The organism is Thalassobacillus sp. C254 (assembly GCF_001310615.1).
This window is the reverse complement of record NZ_BAXQ01000001.1, coordinates 80954-98537: the sequence shown is the minus strand read 5'-3', so window position 1 is coordinate 98537 and position 17584 is coordinate 80954. Positions and strand designations below refer to the sequence as shown.

17 protein-coding genes and 4 pseudogenes are annotated in these 17584 nt (G+C 42.8%); 13 read left to right on the top strand and 8 right to left on the bottom strand.

Going from position 1 to position 17584, the window contains the following annotated elements; genetic code table 11:
• Positions 1–76 precede the first annotated feature (76 nt).
• Positions 77–1869 (top strand): annotated as a pseudogene (locus tag JCM19033_RS00630) (L-lactate permease).
• Between the two features lie 136 nt (positions 1870–2005).
• Here JCM19033_RS00630 and JCM19033_RS00625 read toward each other — a convergent pair.
• The 3 genes from JCM19033_RS00625 to JCM19033_RS00615 all read right to left on the bottom strand — a co-directional run bounded on the left by JCM19033_RS00625 (position 2006) and on the right by JCM19033_RS00615 (position 4312).
• The gene (locus JCM19033_RS00625; protein WP_054634901.1) at positions 2006–3070 is read right to left on the bottom strand and encodes a M42 family metallopeptidase; all 1065 of its coding nucleotides are present in this window, start codon (positions 3068–3070) and stop codon (positions 2006–2008) included.
• 3 nt (positions 3071–3073) lie between these two features.
• Positions 3074–3508, bottom strand: coding sequence for a GNAT family N-acetyltransferase (locus JCM19033_RS00620; RefSeq protein WP_054635143.1), 435 nt, complete (start codon positions 3506–3508; stop codon positions 3074–3076).
• Between the two features lie 75 nt (positions 3509–3583).
• The gene (locus JCM19033_RS00615; RefSeq protein ID WP_054634900.1) at positions 3584–4312 is read right to left on the bottom strand and encodes an esterase family protein; all 729 of its coding nucleotides are present in this window, start codon (positions 4310–4312) and stop codon (positions 3584–3586) included.
• A 188-nt stretch (positions 4313–4500) separates the two neighbouring features.
• Here JCM19033_RS00615 and JCM19033_RS00610 point away from each other — a divergent pair, with 188 nt between their 5' ends.
• The 4 genes from JCM19033_RS00610 (at position 4501) to JCM19033_RS00600 (ending at position 6572) form a co-directional block, all read left to right on the top strand.
• Positions 4501–5082 (top strand): phosphatidylglycerophosphatase A, encoded by a 582-nt coding sequence (locus JCM19033_RS00610; RefSeq protein ID WP_054635142.1) that lies wholly within the window; start codon positions 4501–4503, stop codon positions 5080–5082.
• Positions 5083–5432: 350 nt separating this feature from the next.
• A complete protein-coding gene (locus tag JCM19033_RS21740; protein WP_083465191.1) occupies positions 5433–5612 on the top strand; it encodes a hypothetical protein in 180 nt (59 codons plus the stop codon).
• Between the two features lie 31 nt (positions 5613–5643).
• Positions 5644–5997 carry a hypothetical protein gene (locus tag JCM19033_RS00605; protein WP_054634899.1) on the top strand — a complete coding sequence of 118 codons (354 nt, stop codon included), beginning with the start codon at positions 5644–5646 and terminating at the stop codon, positions 5995–5997.
• A gap of 83 nt (positions 5998–6080) precedes the next feature.
• Positions 6081–6572: a GNAT family N-acetyltransferase gene (locus tag JCM19033_RS00600; protein ID WP_054634898.1), complete on the top strand. Its 492-nt coding sequence runs from the start codon at positions 6081–6083 to the stop codon at positions 6570–6572.
• 242 nt (positions 6573–6814) lie between these two features.
• Here the strand turns inward: JCM19033_RS00600 and fumC are convergent, their stop codons facing one another.
• Positions 6815–8203, bottom strand: a complete 1389-nt coding sequence (gene fumC / locus JCM19033_RS00595) for a class II fumarate hydratase (protein WP_054634897.1) — start codon at positions 8201–8203, stop codon at positions 6815–6817.
• 318 nt (positions 8204–8521) lie between these two features.
• Between fumC and thpD the strand changes: the two genes are divergently transcribed.
• On the top strand, positions 8522–9451 hold the full coding sequence (thpD, locus tag JCM19033_RS00590) for an ectoine hydroxylase (RefSeq protein WP_054634896.1): 930 nt from the start codon (positions 8522–8524) through the stop codon (positions 9449–9451).
• A gap of 78 nt (positions 9452–9529) precedes the next feature.
• Positions 9530–10432, top strand: coding sequence for an aldo/keto reductase (locus JCM19033_RS00585; RefSeq protein ID WP_054634895.1), 903 nt, complete (start codon positions 9530–9532; stop codon positions 10430–10432).
• Positions 10433–10543: 111 nt separating this feature from the next.
• On the opposite strand, the gene JCM19033_RS00580 is transcribed toward JCM19033_RS00585, so the two are convergent.
• Positions 10544–11449, bottom strand: a complete 906-nt coding sequence (locus JCM19033_RS00580) for a DMT family transporter (protein ID WP_054634894.1) — start codon at positions 11447–11449, stop codon at positions 10544–10546.
• A gap of 92 nt (positions 11450–11541) precedes the next feature.
• Here JCM19033_RS00580 and JCM19033_RS00575 point away from each other — a divergent pair, with 92 nt between their 5' ends.
• The 4 genes and pseudogenes from JCM19033_RS00575 to JCM19033_RS00570 all read left to right on the top strand — a co-directional run bounded on the left by JCM19033_RS00575 (position 11542) and on the right by JCM19033_RS00570 (position 12903).
• A complete protein-coding gene (locus JCM19033_RS00575) occupies positions 11542–12414 on the top strand; it encodes a 50S ribosomal protein L11 methyltransferase (RefSeq protein WP_054634893.1) in 873 nt (290 codons plus the stop codon).
• On the top strand, positions 12411–12533 hold the full coding sequence (locus JCM19033_RS26945) for a hypothetical protein (RefSeq protein ID WP_306301170.1): 123 nt from the start codon (positions 12411–12413) through the stop codon (positions 12531–12533). Before JCM19033_RS00575 ends, JCM19033_RS26945 begins: the two co-directional genes overlap by 4 nt.
• Positions 12485–12646: pseudogene (locus tag JCM19033_RS26940) on the top strand (metallophosphoesterase family protein); the annotation flags it as partial. The gene JCM19033_RS26945 and the pseudogene JCM19033_RS26940, both read left to right, overlap by 49 nt.
• A complete protein-coding gene (locus JCM19033_RS00570) occupies positions 12577–12903 on the top strand; it encodes a metallophosphoesterase (RefSeq protein WP_306301169.1) in 327 nt (108 codons plus the stop codon). The pseudogene JCM19033_RS26940 and the gene JCM19033_RS00570, both read left to right, overlap by 70 nt.
• Positions 12904–12940: 37 nt before the next feature.
• Here the strand turns inward: JCM19033_RS00570 and mgtE are convergent.
• A pseudogene (gene mgtE / locus JCM19033_RS00565) lies at positions 12941–14286 on the bottom strand (magnesium transporter).
• Positions 14287–14735: 449 nt separating this feature from the next.
• Here mgtE and JCM19033_RS00560 point away from each other — a divergent pair.
• Complete coding sequence (locus JCM19033_RS00560; protein ID WP_306301168.1) at positions 14736–15623, top strand: D-glycerate dehydrogenase; 888 nt, start codon at positions 14736–14738, stop codon at positions 15621–15623.
• A gap of 466 nt (positions 15624–16089) precedes the next feature.
• Here JCM19033_RS00560 and JCM19033_RS00555 read toward each other — a convergent pair whose 3' ends face one another.
• The gene (locus JCM19033_RS00555) at positions 16090–16434 is read right to left on the bottom strand and encodes a YolD-like family protein (RefSeq protein WP_054634892.1); all 345 of its coding nucleotides are present in this window, start codon (positions 16432–16434) and stop codon (positions 16090–16092) included.
• A 125-nt stretch (positions 16435–16559) separates the two neighbouring features.
• Here JCM19033_RS00555 and JCM19033_RS00550 point away from each other — a divergent pair, with 125 nt between their 5' ends.
• Positions 16560–16784, top strand: coding sequence for a hypothetical protein (locus JCM19033_RS00550; RefSeq protein WP_054634891.1), 225 nt, complete (start codon positions 16560–16562; stop codon positions 16782–16784).
• A gap of 241 nt (positions 16785–17025) precedes the next feature.
• Here JCM19033_RS00550 and JCM19033_RS00545 read toward each other — a convergent pair.
• Positions 17026–17423, bottom strand: a pseudogene (locus JCM19033_RS00545) (staygreen family protein).
• Positions 17424–17584 lie beyond the last annotated feature (161 nt).

Here is a 17584-nt window from a genome sequence, read left to right as displayed (position 1 = left end):
AAGAAAGAGAGGGAGAAATCCCTCTCTGGTTACTAGAGACTGAAAATTCAGATTTATTTTTCTAGGGAGTGTACCGATGAATCTATTAGTCTTATCCTTATTAGCGTTTACTCCTATACTGGCTGTTATTCTATTTCTTGTAATATTAAATTGGCCCGCGAAATATGCTATGCCAATTTCCTACATTGTTGCCGTTGTCGTAGCGTTTGTTGTCTGGCAGGTGCCGGCGAGTTTTATCGCAGCATCCACTGTTCAGGGGTTTGTTATCGCTTTGACATTGCTCTACATTGTGTTTGGGGCACTGCTTTTACTTCAGACGTTAAAAGAAAGCGGTGCCATTGCCACAATCAGGCAGGCTTTTACTGATATTACACCTGACCGCAGAGCACAAGCTGTGATCATAGGATTTTTATTTGGAAGCTTTCTGGAAGGAGCCGCAGGCTTTGGATCTCCGGCAGCAGTTATAGGCCCGTTGCTATTCGCCCTAGGCTTCCCTGCACTTGCAGCTGTCTTAGTCGGCTTAATTATTCAAAGTACCCCAGTTACCTTTGGTGCAGTCGGAACGCCAGTAATCGTCGGTTTGCAAACTGGTATCGACGCTCCTAACGTGAATGCAGCCGTTGAGGCCATGGGGATTTCCTATACTGATTATGTGATGCAGATTGGAATGCAGGCAGCCTTCATTCATGGAACGATAGGGCTGTTGATTCCTTTATTTCTCTCCTGTATCATTACAAAGTTTTTTGGGAAAAATCGTTCTTTCAGAGAAGGTTTGGGCATTTGGAAGTTTGCTCTTTTTGCGTCTATCATGTTTACGCTTCCTTATGTTTTCGTTGCCATGTATATTGGTCCTGAGCTTCCATCAGTAATCGGTGGTCTGGTGGCATTGGCTATTGTCATGTTCACTGCAAAAAAAGGATTTCTATTACCTGAGGAAAAGTGGGATTTTCCTCCAAAGAAGGAATGGAACGAGGAATGGACAGGCTCAGTCACTGCGGATGCAGACAAACTTCGTCCAGGTATGAGCATGATAAAAGCATGGATTCCTTATGTACTTGTGGCGGCAATATTAGCCATGACTCGACTGGTAGAACCCGTCACTCAATTTTTAACTGCTCAGGAAATCACTTTTGCCAATATGTTTGGCACAGACGTATCAGAAACGGTAGAGGTATTATACTCCCCTGGTTCAGTCTTTATCGCGGTCTCGCTGCTTGTTATTTTTCTTCATAGAATGAAAATGGAAGAAGTCAAAAGAGCGTGGACAGAAGCCGGAAAAACGATGATCAAAGCCGCAGGAGCCTTATATTTGCTGTTCCTATGGTAAGGGTGCTTATTAATTCAGAAACAAATGAAAGCGGTTTAGAGAGTATTCCTCTTGTACTGGCTGAAGGAGTTTCCTCCATTGCAGGAACAGCATGGCCGCTCATTGCCCCATGGATCGGAGCATTGGGGGCGTTTGTAGCAGGAAGCAATACAATTAGTAATATGATGTTTGCCCTGTTTCAATGGGGGGTTGCCGATAATATAGGTGTTTCTCAAGGATTAATTGTAGCCATGCAGGCTGTAGGAGGAGCTGCTGGCAATATGGTTACAGTTCACAATGTAGTGGCTGCTGCTGCCACGGTTGGTTTGATAGGCAAAGAAGGCCTCATTATTCGCAAAACAATCATTCCGCTCACTTATTATTTACTCATGGCAGGACTGATGGCTACAGCGATTATTGCTTTCAGCTTTTTGAACGTCATGACCGTTTATGCATCAGCTGTGATCCTCTGTGTAGTATTAATGGTTTCGATCAGATCAAAGTCTTCTAAAGCCAGCATGAAAAAAGGCCGGCGGCAAGAAGAGAAGAAAATAGAAGCCTAAGGTCAAAACTCCCTCCCTCGTTGAAAGAGGAGAGGGAGTTTTGGGTTATCATAGCTGTATTCCCGCAGCTTCATCCTGCTTCATCATGTTCCCGGGCAATCCGTAAAGCCGTCATGAACATTTTAGAAAGTAGTGCTTATATGAAAGAAAAATCAGTGTCCTGCTCTGCTGCTAAAAGAAATGCTAGTAGAAGGTCCTTGGTGGCATAAAGGTCTTGAACATCTATCACTTCAACTGGAGAATGGGCATACCGTGATGGGATCGAAAGGACTCCAGTTGGGATTCCTTTGTTTGCAAGCGCCATGGCTCCTCCGTCAGTTCCTATGCCGGGAAATATTTCTCCTTGATAGATGATTTTGTTTTTTTCAGCAAGCTCTATTAAGCTTTCTCTTACCGCAGGATGAGAGATTAAGCTAAAGTCCAGTATCTTAATGCCTGTACCTTCTCCTAGTATAAGACTGTTATCCATAGTTTCTTCAGGTGTATCACTTACGGCTGTCGTATCGAGGGCGATTGCTGCATCAGCTTCTACCTGTTCTGCAGCCACCTTTGCGCCACGGAGGCCTACCTCTTCCTGTACGGTAAAAATAGCAATGACTGTCCCGGCAAAAGAGGAGGTTTGCAGCTCTTCTAAAGTGTGTAATAAGACAGCGCAGCCGGCTCGATCATCAAACCCCTTCCCAACAATTTTTCCAGTTGTCTCATTTCCTAAAGGTTCCATGTCAGATTTCCAGGTAACAGGATCACCCATCTTAATTCCTAAATCTTCTGCTTCTTTCTTTGAAGAGGCCCCAACATCAATATACAGATGTTGATGGTTTCTTACCTTCTTAGGATCGTCAAACTTCACGAAATGGGCTGACATGGTGCCGATCACCCCTGTTAGTAAGCCTGTTTTCGTTCTGATTTGTACCTTTTGCGCTAGCAGGATGCGGTCATCGTGTCCGCCCAGCTTTTCAAAGCGGAGCAAACCGTTTTCTTCTATTTTTTTAATGATAAAGCCTATCTCATCCATGTGGGCTGTAATGATTGTAGAAGGGCCTGGAGAGGTTCCGTGTTTTTCAGCAATGATGTTTCCCAAGGAGTCAACCTTTACATCGTCTGCAAGGTTCTGTACGTATTCTAGTATCCACCGGGCTGCAGGCTGTTCGTGTCCGCACGGCCCGTGTAACCGGGTCAATTGTTGTAATAACTCATACATTTTCTATACCTCATTTCCTAAGTAATCAGCAAAAACCTTGCAGTTACTGCAACTGCAAGGTTTTTTCATTTCGACGTGGGGGATGCCGGCATCCATGAACTCACCGGACGTAACATGATACCCCAGCTTTTCATAAAATCCTTTAGCGCGGGTTTGGGCGTTTAACTTAAGGTTTACCCTTTGCTCTTTTGCGAAAGCTTCAATTGCTTCCATAAGTAATCGTCCTGCTCCGGTATGACGGTAGTCTGCAAGAACACAAATTCGTTCTACTTTCCCCACACCTTCTACCTCACGGAACCTGCCGGCTCCAATCGGTTTGTCTTGGTCATAAGCGACAAAATGAACAGCTTCTTCTTCGAATTCATCAATTTCTTCTTCCTCTGGTACCTTTTGTTCCTCTACAAATACGTTAAAGCGTACGTTATAAGCATCACTCATTTGTTCCTGTGTTGTTACTTTGATAACCTCTGGCACTTTTTCGTCTTCCTTTCTGTATGTGTTCTTTCGTGAGTATTAATCAAGGGTGAACATAAAACGAAGTGCTTCAGGCAAATCCTTTTCCCAGTCTTTCCAGAAATGCCCTCCATTAAATTCGTGATAATAATAACGTGCCTTTCCTCCAGCGAGCAATTTGTTTAACTCACGATTCGGCGTTAAAAAGTCCATTCGCGAACCATCTGTTGTTTTTACGTTTGTTTCTTCTGATCCTATCGTGTGGTAAATCTCAAAGCGATTCCAGCTTTGATTTTCTCTCACGGCATTAAGCACGGTTTCGTTAACAAACGGACTGTGCATCATCACCCGGGAAAAAGTGTTGGGGTATTCCAGAGCAGCCATAAGGGAAACGGTAGCAGCCAATGAATCTCCCATTAAGGTTCTGCCGTGGGGGAGGCTCCACGTCTGGTACTGGTCATCGAGGAAAGGAAGAAGCTCTTTTACCAGGAATTGTATATATTTTTTATGGTCCTCACTGTCCGGGTGATACCATACTCGTCTCATCTCTACAGAGGGATAGGGAACACCAATGACAATTGTTTCCCTAGCACCTTCTTCCATGACTGCCTCTACCTTCCGGCCGATTTTTCCGAGCTGAAAGTAGTCTCTTCCATCCTGAGCGATGACGAGGTGATATGTATACAGGGGATTATAATTAGGCGGTAAATATACATGCAAGTCAAATGTGGTCTCTAAAATCTCACTCGTGAAAGTAAGAGCTTTCATTTGGCCTTTCATAGTTATCATAGATCCTTTCTTTAAGCAGAGCGTTGTTTTATTTGATTTTCATAGGGGAATACGCACAGACATATAGTAATAATATAAAAATATTGTAACATACGGATTCTGCTCCTATAAAAGATATTCAGCTGATCTGGCCAGATGACAAGGAGACATTCCATAGATTGCTATATACATCTTATAAATATGGTAGAATAGAATTAGAGGAGGCGGTCTGTCATGAAAAACCAGTACCTTGCGATGTGGTAGAAAAAGCAGCACGTGATATTTTAAAAGAGCGTGGTGTAGAAATAAGCGATATAGCTCAAATCGTATACGATATGCAGGCAAAATATGTTCCTAACCTCTCAATGGAAGACTGCTATGAAAGTTCCGACGCAGTACTTAGCAAGCGTGAAATCCAGCATGCTATTCTGGTTGGAGTGGAGCTTGATAAATTAGCAGAAAAAAATATGTTATCCGAACCATTACAGTCTCTCGTAGATACGGATGAAGGGTTGTTTGGAGTCGATGAAACCATCGCTCTTGGCTCTGTGTTTGGATTTGGAAGTATCGCGGTTACTACATTTGGATTTTTAGATAAAGAGAAAGTGGGTATTATTAAGACGCTGGACGATAAAGGAAAGGAAGACGAGTGTCATACCTTTCTAGATGATCTTGTTGCCAGTATAGCTTCGAGTGCTTCGGCCCGCTTGGCTCACCGTTTAAGAGACCGGGAAGAAAATAAAAGAAAAGAAGACATTGATGCCAGGGAAGATGAAGAATTAATTGGATAAGAAATCTAAGTTAAAGAGTACCTTTTTACTAAGGTGCTCTTTTTATATGAAACACTGGGGAAAACAGGGCTCATGACTTATGGTTTCTGTGGATGAATGTCCCTGTATAGGTTTTCTTTTGGGCAGCAGCTTTTTCAATGGCAGGCCTGGAAAATGGATTCATATAAAAGGATCGCTTGGAAATAATAACTATGGGATATGTACCGTGGCACAGTATTCGGAAGCTGCATACATCCTATAGTAACTGAATAAGTAAAGAAAGAAGAGTAGTGATTTTTCTTTGCAATTAGACTACAATAGATAGCATAATTATTGAAAATATATGGAAGGAGAAAGGATGGGAAAAGGTCATGAAACCCCGTTGGATATACTGGAAGCAGACTTTTTGCTCCAAATTCCAGGCGGGCTGTCTAAAAGCCAAGCTGGAAGAGAACTGGCACAATGGTTACGAGATAGGTCCGTGTGTGGAGATTAAGAAGCTTAAAACCGATAAATACGTCGTTCGTTATACATTTGATGAAATTGGTTAGATTGACATAGATATGCGAAGGAGCCTGGAAGATGTCTGGAGAAATCAGTAAACTGGCCAAAAAGCTGCAAATAAAACCAGGATACAAGGTAGCATTAATCAACGCCCCCTCTCATATTTCAGGCCTTCTGCACCCTCTTCCTGAGGATGTTGAGATTTCTGCCGCTTTGACGGAAGAATATGATATTATACATCTTTTTGCAGGCTGGAAACAAGAAGTAGACGAACTGCTTCCATTATGTAAAGACCATCTGAAAGGCAAGCGGATTGTCTGGGTGTCCTATCCAAAAAAGGCTTCAAAAGTAGATACTGACCTTACAAGGGATAAGGATGGGAGACTGCGAGAAAGAGCGTATGAAAGGAGTCTCTCAAGTGTCTGTGGATGATGTATGGTCAGCAGTTCGCTTTACGTACACATCCGAGGAACAATAACAGGAGAAAGATCTTGTAAGTAAAGGGGGTTCTGTACTTGAAAGAAATTTCAATAAGGACCATGGAAGAAAAAGATCTTATTTCTGTTCAGAGAGTCGCTTGTATTACTTGGCATGATGCTTATCACTTTCTTCTTTCAAAAGAAGAACGAGATGAATATTTACAAAGAGCATACAGCGAAGAAAGGCTGGGAAACTACCTTAAGGAAGGCCTTCATTTTGTTGCTGAGCAAAATGAAATGGTCATAGGATTTGCAGGCTTTTTCCGGCAGGATATGATTAACAGCTGGCTTGTTGCAATGTTTGTTCTTCCTGAATACCAAAATCTAGGAGCAGGGAAAGCTTTGTTTCAAGCAGGGAAATCCGCTCTTATTGGTATGGAAGCTCTGCTTGTAGAAGTGGAGCAGGAAAATAAACCAGCTCTTTCTTTTTATGAGCATATAGGCTTTGAAAAGGTAAAAGAAGATTCCATTACGTTTCCCTCCCGCAAGGAAGTGAAGACTCATATTCTTAAATATTCTCTTTCATAATAGACAAACAGGCTGTTGAGAAGATGTTCTCAACAGCCTGTTTCGTGATGACTGGACGGTGACTCAGCAGGCCGCTTCTCTTTACCAGCGTGGAAAGAGAGGAAAAAAGCTGGACGATAATGAGCACGAAAAGCCAACAGTAAAGAGAGGTTTCCGTCTTTTTAAGCCGCTGTAGTCCCCCTCAAAAAGCAAGAACCCCCACTTTTTTAAAAGCGAAGGTTCTGTTACGGTCTCCACATTTCTTATTCCTGAGGAGAAACCATTTTTTCCGGATTCACGTACTCTTCAAATTGTTCTTCAGTCAGAAGGCCGCTGTCAAGCACAGCTTCCTTTAAAGTTGTTCCTTCCTGGTGAGCTTTTTTTGCAATTTTTGCTGCATTCTCATAGCCAATATGAGGGTTAAGTGCTGTAACAAGCATCAAGGAATTGTTTAAATGCTCTTTGATCTTGTCGCGATCAGGCTCAATACCTACGGCACATTTATCGTTAAAGGAAATCATGCCTTCTGCAAGCAAGTAAGAGGATTGAAGGAAATTGTAAATAATTACAGGCTTAAATACATTCAGTTCAAAGTTCCCCTGACTTGCCGCAAAGCCGATGGTGGCATCATTGCCCATGACCTGGGAAGCTACCATTGTAAGAGCTTCGCTTTGAGTAGGGTTTACCTTACCAGGCATGATGGAGCTTCCAGGTTCATTAGCAGGAATTGTAATTTCACCCAATCCGGAACGAGGACCACTTGCGAGCCAGCGCACATCGTTTGCAATTTTCATTAAGTCGGCAGCCAGAGCTTTTAACGCCCCGTGAGCATAGGTTATCTCATCATGGCTTGTTAACGAATGGAACTTATTAGGAGCTGAACGGAAGGTTTTTTCTGTGATGCTGCTTATTTCTTCAGCTACATAAGCGCCAAACTTAGGGTGTGCGTTAATTCCCGTACCTACTGCTGTGCCGCCAATCGCCAGATCCCGTACATGATCGATGCTTTCTTTAATCATTTCACTGCTTTTTTCCAGCATGCGGTGCCATCCGCTGATTTCCTGGCCTAAAGTAAGAGGCGTTGCGTCCTGAAGATGGGTACGGCCTATTTTAATCACATCATCAAATTCCTTCTTTTTTTCAGCCAGTGTATTCTTAAGTATATCAAGCGCAGGGAGAACATCGCTCTCCACTTTTTCAACAGCAGCTATGTGCATCGCTGTCGGGAAGGTGTCGTTTGAGCTTTGGGAACGATTGACGTCATCATTTGGATGAACGATAAGATCTTTTCCTTCTTTTTCTAGTAGAGCTGTAGCGCGGCGTGCCAGGACTTCATTCATGTTCATATTGGATTGTGTACCGCTTCCAGTCTGCCATACGACAAGAGGGAAGTTATCATCTAACTGGCCGCTTAGCACTTCATCCGCCGCTTTGGCGATTGCGTCTGCTTTTTCCGGTTCCAGCTTGCCGAGTCTTTTATTCGCAAGGGCGGCTGATCTCTTTAAAATGGCGAAAGCATGGACAACTTCGATGGGCATCTTTTCTTTTCCGATTTTAAAGTTTTCCAGGCTTCGCTGGGTTTGAGCTCCCCAGTTTTTATCAGCCGGGACTTTCATTTCACCTAGGGTATCTTTTTCAATTCTATATTCCATCTTGAACGTTCCCCCTAAAAAAAGATTTTTACCTTATTATATACCCTGAAGTTTTATCATCAAATCATAGATTTTTGAAAAGTATGATAAAAAGAAAAAAGAAGAAATAAAGGTGGGAAAAAAATGATAGAAAAGGATATTTTTCATACACGGTGAAATATGAGCTAATATTCGAGAATCCCGAACAACAAGCCTATTGCTAAAAAATCTACTTAACTTCTATAAATAATTGTGTTTAAAATAGATTTTAGAGGGGAACTCCAATGATTGACACCAAAATTTCCGAACAATAATTTTAATAAAAGGAGTGATTGTGCGATGAAAGATTTATATCCATCTCGCATCGGACAAGAAACTAAAATTGTAGAACGGAAAGACCCAGTGATTCATTCAGATTCTTCTCAAAGTAATGGTCCGTTGAATAAAAAAGAGCTAGATTTTTATGAAGAAAATGGATACTTACTCTTTGAAAAAATGTTCAGCGATGAAGAAGTCGAAATCATGAAAAGAGAGCTTGACGGTACAATGGAAGCAAATGAAAGCCGTGAAGCTGACGATGTCATCAAAGAGCCTGGAAGCAATGAAATCCGCTCTGTATTTGAAACTCATAAGGATGGCAGCTTCTTTGAAGCTCTTTCTAAAAATGAGCGTCTTGTGAAAATCGCAGAGCAGCTTTTAGGAGACCAGGTGTACATTAACCAATCCCGTATTAACTTCAAGCCCGGTTTCAAAGGGAAAGAATTCTACTGGCACTCTGACTTTGAAACATGGCACGTAGAGGACGGCATGCCGAACATGCGTGCAGTCAGCTGCTCAATTGTTCTTACGGACAACTATGAATACAATGGACCGCTTATGCTGATCCCAGGGTCCCACAAATGGTTTGTTTCCTGCCCTGGTGAAACTCCAGATGCAAACTATAAGAGCTCTCTTCAAAAGCAGGAGCTTGGGGTGCCGGATAATGAAAGCATGAAGTGGCTGGTGGATCAGGCAGGAGGACGCATTGACCGTGCAACCGGTCCGGCAGGATCTGTGTTGTTCTTTGAGTGCAACACGATGCACGGATCTGCAGGGAACATCTCTCCTTATCCGCGAAGCAATGTTTTCTTTGTCTATAACTCGATTACAAATAAGCTTCAGGAGCCGTTTTCCGGCAAAGAGCCGCGACCTGAGTTCTTGGCTAACCGTGAAAACGTACAGCCGATCACTCCGGTCAGCGGAGATATTACGAAACAAAAGACAAAGTAAAATGAATAAGGAACAGCTTGTCCGAGCGGGACAAGCTGTTTTTACTATATGAAAACAAGAAGAGGCGGTGAAAAGTAAATGTCATTTAAAGACCAAGAAAGAGTGGCGAGGGCAAAAGACAAGGCTGAGGAGAGAACAATTACCCTTCCTGATGGCACGTCTGTTCCTTCCATTGGCCAGGGAACATGGTATATGGGGGAAGATCCTAGGAATAAGGACCAGGAAGTTAAGGCTCTCCAGCTTGGAGTTGAAGCCGGCATGAAGTTAATTGATACGGCAGAGATGTATGCTGACGGTGGAGCTGAGGAAGTAACAGGGGAAGCGATAAAAGGAAAAAGAGAAGATGTGTTTCTCGTTTCAAAAGCGTATCCCCATCACGGTGGAAAGGATACCTTGCCGAAGGCGTGTGAACAAAGCTTAAGACGTCTTAAGACAGACTATATAGATTTATATTTGCTTCACTGGAGAGGAAGCATTCCGTTAGAGGAAACGATAGAAGGAATGGAACAGTTGAAAAGAGAGGGAAAGATCAAAAGGTGGGGCGTTTCGAACTTTGATACAAAGGACATGGAAGAATTACTTGGGAAAGAACAAGGGTCCAACTGCGCAGTAAACCAGGTATTGTACCATTTAGGTTCACGGGGGATTGATTATGATCTTCTTCCCTGGCAGCGTAAGCACAACATGCCGATTATGGCGTACAGTCCTTTGGCAAGAGGTGATGATCACTCCCGAGTCAGCCTTGTCAACCATCCAACTGTAAGGGAGATCGCAGAGCAGCACCAGGTGAAGCCCCTGCAGATTGCTTTGGCCTGGACCATTAGAAATCACGATACGATTGCCATTCCTAAAGCCGTTCAGGAGAATCACGTGATCGAAAATGCTGAAGCTGCTTCTATTATTCTCAGCGAACAAGAGCTGGCACAGCTTGACGAAGCCTTTCCTGAGCCCGACAAAAAAGTCCCACTCGACATCATTTAGAGTCCCCATTCAGGGTGCCTTTCAGGGTGCCTGGCACCCCAGTAGGATGTTACACTCCTGTAACAAATAATAGCTGTAAACCCCGGTCTAACGGGAAAAAGGGCAATAGCCTCATAAAAGGTGCCAGGCACCTTTTATGAGGCACCCTTTATGGTTTGGTGGCGATGTACACGCTCCAAGGACGAGAGCTCCTCCTACAAGCTGGACGAGACCAAAGCTTTCGCCGAGAAAGAGCACAGCAGCGACTGTGGTAAAGAGGGGAACAAGATTGAAGAAAATGCTCGCTTGAGAAGGACCGACTTCAGCGACGCCCCGATTCCAGAGAAGGATGGCAAGCGCAGAAGGGAAAATCCCAATGTACAGCAGCCCAGAGATATGAGAGACAGTCCATTCAATGGGGAACCCATCTCTCCACTCAAAGGCTGCAGCAGGAAGCAAAAAAACAGCCCCGAACACCATCGTCATAATAATACCTCCGTAGAAAGGAAAGCGGTGGCCGTACTGCTTAATAAAAATGGAATACACAGCCCAGCTTACCACTCCTAAAAGCATAAGGAGGTCTCCTGGGTTGATCGAAAGAGAGAGAAGAGTTCCGAGAGAGCCCCGAGATACAATCCAGACAACGCCGGCAAAGGAAATGATAATCCCGGCGACCTGTTTTGACAGCAGTCTTTCTTTTAAAAATAAGAACCCCAGCATTGCGGCTACAGCCGGAGTGAGCGCATCTACTATGGAAGCATTAATGGTAGTAGTATAATGAACTGATGTATATAGCATGACGTTAAATAAGCCGAGCGTTAAAGCAAGCCCGGCTAACGGCCGCCACTCCTGGCGCCACAGCGCCTTGTTGTTCATAATCTCCTGCCAGCCCAATGGAAGCAGGATGACAGCGGCCATGGCAAATCTCATAAAGGATAGCGTTAATGGCGGGATAGTATCGCTAAAAGCTTTTCCGACAATAAAGTTCCCTGAAAACATAAGCATGGCTAACAGCAATAATACATATGGGTGAGCCATAGGATATCACCCTCTTTGTTTAATAGTTGCCCCGGTTATTTTATCACAGGAATGTTGTGAGCATTATACATTTTTAGAAAGGAGCGAGGAGAATGAGAGAATGGGTCATCCCTTTTTCATTTCAAAAAGAAGAAGAAGTATCTTTTCAGCTGTATGAAGCGGGATTTCATCACTTTTACATAGAAGAGCCAATCAAGCAGATTCAAACGGAAGACGGCTACGGGGTAGAGAAGCTGGAGGAGGGAACAGCCCAGCTTCATCTGTTTCCTGAGGACGACTGGAGTGCTGAAGAAATAGCAGCAATTGTCGGTGTCACAGTAGAGGATATAAAAGAAAAGGAATGGAAAGAGGAGCAGGCAGCTTATGAAAATATTACGCTTCCCTCTGGCTGGAAAGTAATCTATCCTCCTTTTCCCGCAAAGAAAGGAGAAAAGGAGCTGCTTCTTGATCCTCAGGGGGCCTTTGGAACCGGCGTCCACGGTACAACCCAGGATAGTCTTGATATCCTGATGGAACTTCCCCTTGAAAATGGCAGAAAAGCCGCTGATATAGGAACAGGGTCGGGAATTCTTGCAGTTGGTGCTGCGGTAAAAGGAGTTCAAGTAGACGCTTTTGATATACAGCCGGTACAAAGGGAAGTCACTCACCAGGCCGAGCTTAACCATGTGCAGGAGCGTATTATCGTAAAGGAACAGGACGTTCTTTCAGAAGATCTTGAAACCTATCATTATGACCTCATTATCATTAATATTGGCGCTTCCGTGACAAAGGAGTGGCTTCAGAGCAAAAGAGTATTTGAAAAATCCACCTGCTCTCTCTATTTAGTATCGGGCATTGTTGACTGGTCCAAAGACGGGATCATTGCATTATTTCATGACGCTGGTTTCAAGCTTTGTAACAGCAGACAGTCAGAAGAGTGGCACACCCTGTTGTTTACTGACGGGCAAGGAGAAGATGTAACATGAAAATTGTAGTGACAGCTGATACACATATTCCTAAAAGTGCAAAGCAGCTTCCTTCTCTCTGCTTCAGGAGCTGGAAACAGCAGACAGGATCATCCATGCCGGAGACTGGCAGACAATAGAGGTGTATGAAGAGCTACAGAAATATGCCCCGGTTGATGGAGTATGTGGCAATGTGGACGGGGAGGATATCAGGCAAGTGATGCCCGAAAAGAAGATTATAGAGGCTGGCGGCTTTACCATTGGAATTATACACGGCCATGGCGAGAAAAAAACGACGGAAAAGCGAGCCTCGAAGGATTTGAAGAGCCTCTTGACTGCATTATATTTGGTCACTCCCATATCCCATACGTCAGATTCGCCAGCAAAACACTACTGTTTAATCCCGGTTCTGCTACGAGCAAACGAAAGATGCCTTATTATTCATTTGGAGTTCTCACTGTTGGGGAAGAACTGAAAACAGAGCACATTTTTTATGAAAACAAGGAATAAGAAAAAGCCTGAAGGTCTCCCCCTTCAGGCTTTAAATTTACGTAAGCCTTGCAATAAACATGGTCGCCATCCCAAAATAAATGAGCAAGGATAATATATCGTTAATCGTTGTAATTAAGGGGCCGGATGCTACGGCAGGGTCCACTTTAAATTTGTAAAGAATCAATGGGATAATGGTGCCGGCTAACGTCCCGATGATTAAGGTGGCTAGCAGGGAGCTTCCCACAACCAGGCCAAGAATTATGTTTCCCATCCAAACATAGGCAATCAAAGCAATGAGAATACCGCAAACGATTCCGATAATAATACCGACTAGGAGTTCACGAAATATCAATTTGAGAGATTGTTTAAAATTTAATTCCTGTGATACTAATCCCCGAACAACTACTGCCAGGGACTGTGTCCCGGTATTGCCTGTCATTCCGGCAATCAATGGCATAAAAAAGGCCAAAGCGACAACCTGCTCAAGGTTCCTTCAAACCCGCTGATGATTCCCCCTGAAACCAGTCCGATAAACAATAGGAGAATAAGCCAGGGAAGCCGCCGATAAGCGGCAATGGTTGGCTTTGTGTTAAAGTCGATGGCTTTTCCTGATGCGGAAAGCTTTTCGATATCTTCATTTGCTTCCTGAATAACGACATCAATTACGTCATCTACTGTAATAATACCGACAAGCTTGCCGTCTTCTTCCACAACAGGCATGGAAATAAAATCATAGCGATTGATAAGCTTTGCTACTTCTTCCTGGTCTGTATACACGTCAACCTTAACGATGCGGCTGAACATGATATCTTCTATTTTATCAGTAGGTTTTCCAAGGAGTAAATCCTTGTATGATGCGACTCCTACAAGCTTTTTCTCCGAATCAATTACATAAATGTAATTTAAGTATTCAGCTAGCTCATAGAAGTTCTTCAGTTTATCTACGGCTTCATGGACCGTGTAATGCTTTGGAATCCAGACGTACCTGTCCGTCATGATTCTCCCTGCTGTTTCCGGCGGGTAATTCATTAAATACTGAACGGCTTCAGACTCTTCCTGTTTCATTTCTGAAAGCAGCTCATTTGCTTTCTCCGGTTCTACATCTGTTAACAGGGAGGCAATTTCATCGTTTTCCATTAAATCAAGGACTTTTGAGGATTTTTCGGTTCCCAGTTTATGTAGCACCTCGAGCTGATCTTCCTGATCTAATTCAACGATGAGATAAGTCAGCTGTTCAATTGACAAATAAAGAAGAAACTTATTGCGATGTTTTGCAGGAAGATAATGATATTGCTGAGCCAGGTCATACGGCTGCAGTTCACCAATGATTTCTTGAAAGACTGTCTTTTTTCCTTCCTTTAAGGTCTTGATCAAAGCGAGTGTCATTTCATTTTCAGTCATGCTGCGTGCCACATTAGCACCTCATTTCCTGGAGCGTTTTCTCTTTTGGGATGTTCTGATTCTTTATAAGCTGAAGGCAGTTACACAGCCTCTTTAGGTTTCATTATATTACTCTTTCCTTCATGAGTGCTTGTCACTCTTTCCTTTTATGTAACACGATTTCTCTCAGAAAAGTAATTTTTTCTTATCCTTTATCCTGACGCCCTGCTTTTCAGAATCTGAGGCTCTTTTCATAAATACCCTCTCCAACCCTATTTCAATCTCTCTCCAGCCTCGGGGTTTCTTTGAGGAGTGATTCCCGGGGTTTGATTTGAAAAAAGAATTCGGATTGGTTATTTTGAATGTGTTGCTTTTTTCGACATAATTATTATATAGACAAAGAGGAAGACAAAGAGTTGAAATAGAAGTATGGTAAAGAGAGAAAGGTATAAATGAGAGAGGGTGACCCCATGAAACCGTATGTATACGTAGCACGAAAAATGCCGGAATCCATCATACAAATGCTTGAAGAACAATGTGATGTTTCCATGTGGGAGAAAGAAGACGAGCCCGTACCAAGGGAAGTACTGGAAAAAGAAATAAAAAAAGCAGACGGCTTGTTTTGTACAATTACAGAAGAGATTGATCAGGACCTTATTGATAAAGCTGAGAACCTTAAAATCATAGCCACCATGGCGGTCGGCTACAATAATATCAATGTTCAGGCCGCAGCGAGAAGAGAAATCATGGTTGCTAATACTCCGGGTATTTTATCTGACACGACGGCTGACCTTACCTTCGGCCTGCTCATGGCCACAGCCCGGCGCATTCCAGAAGGGGTGGATAGCATAAGGAATGGGGAGTGGAAGACATGGGCTCCGTTTCACCTGATTGGACAGGATATACACGGGGCAACCCTTGGAATCATTGGTATGGGGAGAATTGGTGAAGCCCTTGCGAGAAGAGCGAAAGGGTTTGACATGAAGGTTCTTTACCATAACCGTAACCGCAAGCATGAGACTGAGATCAATCTTGGTGTAAGGTATGCAGAATTAGAGCAGCTGCTCGCAGAGTCGGACTTTGTTTGTTTAATGACTCCGTATACGCAGGAAACGTTTCATTTGATCGGAAAAGAAGAGCTGAAAAAAATGAAAAACTCAGCTGTGTTTATTAATACCTCCCGAGGCGGCACGGTAGACGAGGAAGCCTTATATGAAGCTCTAAAAGAAAAGGAAATATGGGCAGCAGGGCTTGATGTCTTTGAAGATGAACCGATAGGACCAGATCATCGCTGTTATCCTTGCCAAACGTGGTGGCTCTTCCTCACATTGGGAGCGCCAGTGAAAGAACAAGAATGAGAATGGCTGAAATGACCGCCCGTCATATCCTGCAAGCTTTATCTGGAGAACGTCCGGATCATTTAGTGGGAGGATGAACCTATAAGGGGATAGGACAATAGGTCTCTTTTTGAAATTTTATTGAACTTTTTTCGTTTTAAAAGAAAAAAACAGGTTTAGACACAGAGTAGAAAAAGGAAAGATAGGATTAAAGAGAACTGGCTGCCGGCTATAAGTGAAAAAGTATGCAGGAACTCCTGGTAATGGTTTACTTTATCTTTGCGGTTTCTGCATACTTTTTCTATCTATTCCCCCTGTAGTAAGTTATTCATCCCATCGGCCGGTATGCTATGTTCTTCTTTACCATCATCATCCCTTTTAAGCGATCCGTAATGGATCGTTTTTTTTGGCTGCAGAAGGGTGTATGTAAATGTTTATGTGAAAAAAACAAAAAGGCAGCCAAAGTGCTTGGAGTTCTTCTTATGATTCATTCATCAGAGTCTTTGTTAATATAAACAATACTGTCAAAGGGCAGGTAAAAGGTGTCTTCATCTTTCCTGGTCACAATATGAAACTTTCTTTCCTGCTGGTTAAGGTGGTGAATCCTTCCAGAAACTTTGTGTATAAAACCATTCTTCCAATAGATAAAAAGCAGGGGATGATGGTCCGCCATCGCTTCACACACCTTTTCTTCGATCTCCTGCCAGGCCTGCTCATCAAGTTCCGGCTTTTTGACTTTCTGCTGCTCGTGTTCCAATTGCTTTAAGAGCTCTACGTGCTCAGGCAGCATCATTGCTGTCCACTTGATTGTTCCACGATCTTTGATATCCATTCGAATCCCTCCTTGTTCTTATTATACACGAACAAACGTTCTTTTAAACCTTGAATAAGAACATTTGTTCTGACATAATAATATATAGAGAAACTGTTCGTGTTACCAAGAAGGAGGGTACAACAATGAATCCAGAAAAAATAATCAAAAAAGCCATGATGACAAACACAGCCATAACGTTTATCTATGAGGCAAAGACAGGGGAATTGACCCAAAGAACGGTAGAAGTGAAAAAGGTTCTGGCAGGCCGCTTTGTCGGATACTGTTACTTAAGGAAAGGCGAAAGAATATTTAAGATGGATAATGTTCTTTCGATTCAGTTGAAGAAAAGAGCAGAGACGGGGGCGTAGGTGAGGTAGATCGTCAGGGGGGACGGATAGGTTAAAATGAGGAAGGAGAACCGTATCATAAGTAAAGAGAAAGTTGAGAATACAAAAGGTTGAAGTAGACAGTTAATATTTGTGTATTTCAACCTTGTAATGGAATGTTTCTATAATAGGATTTTTCCTTGATGACCAATCTTAGATTTTATGATTGTGCATCATAGTTCCCACAGTAGTCCAGATTAAGAATGAGTAAGGTAACCTTTCATTAATTAAAAAGAAAATTGCGGAAAGGCCCCCAATTTTCCTGTCTAGCAAACTGAGGATAAGTGGATATAAACGTAATAATGATAGGAGAGTGATCTAGATGAGGATATGTGTCAAATAAAAACCGATCGCCGTAGCGAATAGCTGTCAAAGCAAGAGGCAATTCACGTCTAAAGATTTCATTGCGTATTGCTGCTTCATTTTGATTATATTCTCCTTGATCCACATGCAAATAAACACGGTAAACTAAGGAACTACCCTTTGTTTTCCATTCTCCTAAGACTTCATCTCTCATAGGATTGACTTTATCCCACGCATAATCCATTCCAATTGTTAAAAAAGCTCTCCTGTCTCATCCGAGTGAGTTAATGTATGACGTCTTGGGAAAACAGGTTTCATCGTAGTAACACCATTCAAGTATTCCACAAATAGTTTTTCTGGATTGAAATGACTCAAGCAATCAACTCCAAACTTTTTTATACCATCATTATGTTCATTTACCATCACTAATTCTAATAATTACGATGAGAGTTTTAGTTTCACCCTGCACTCAAACACGC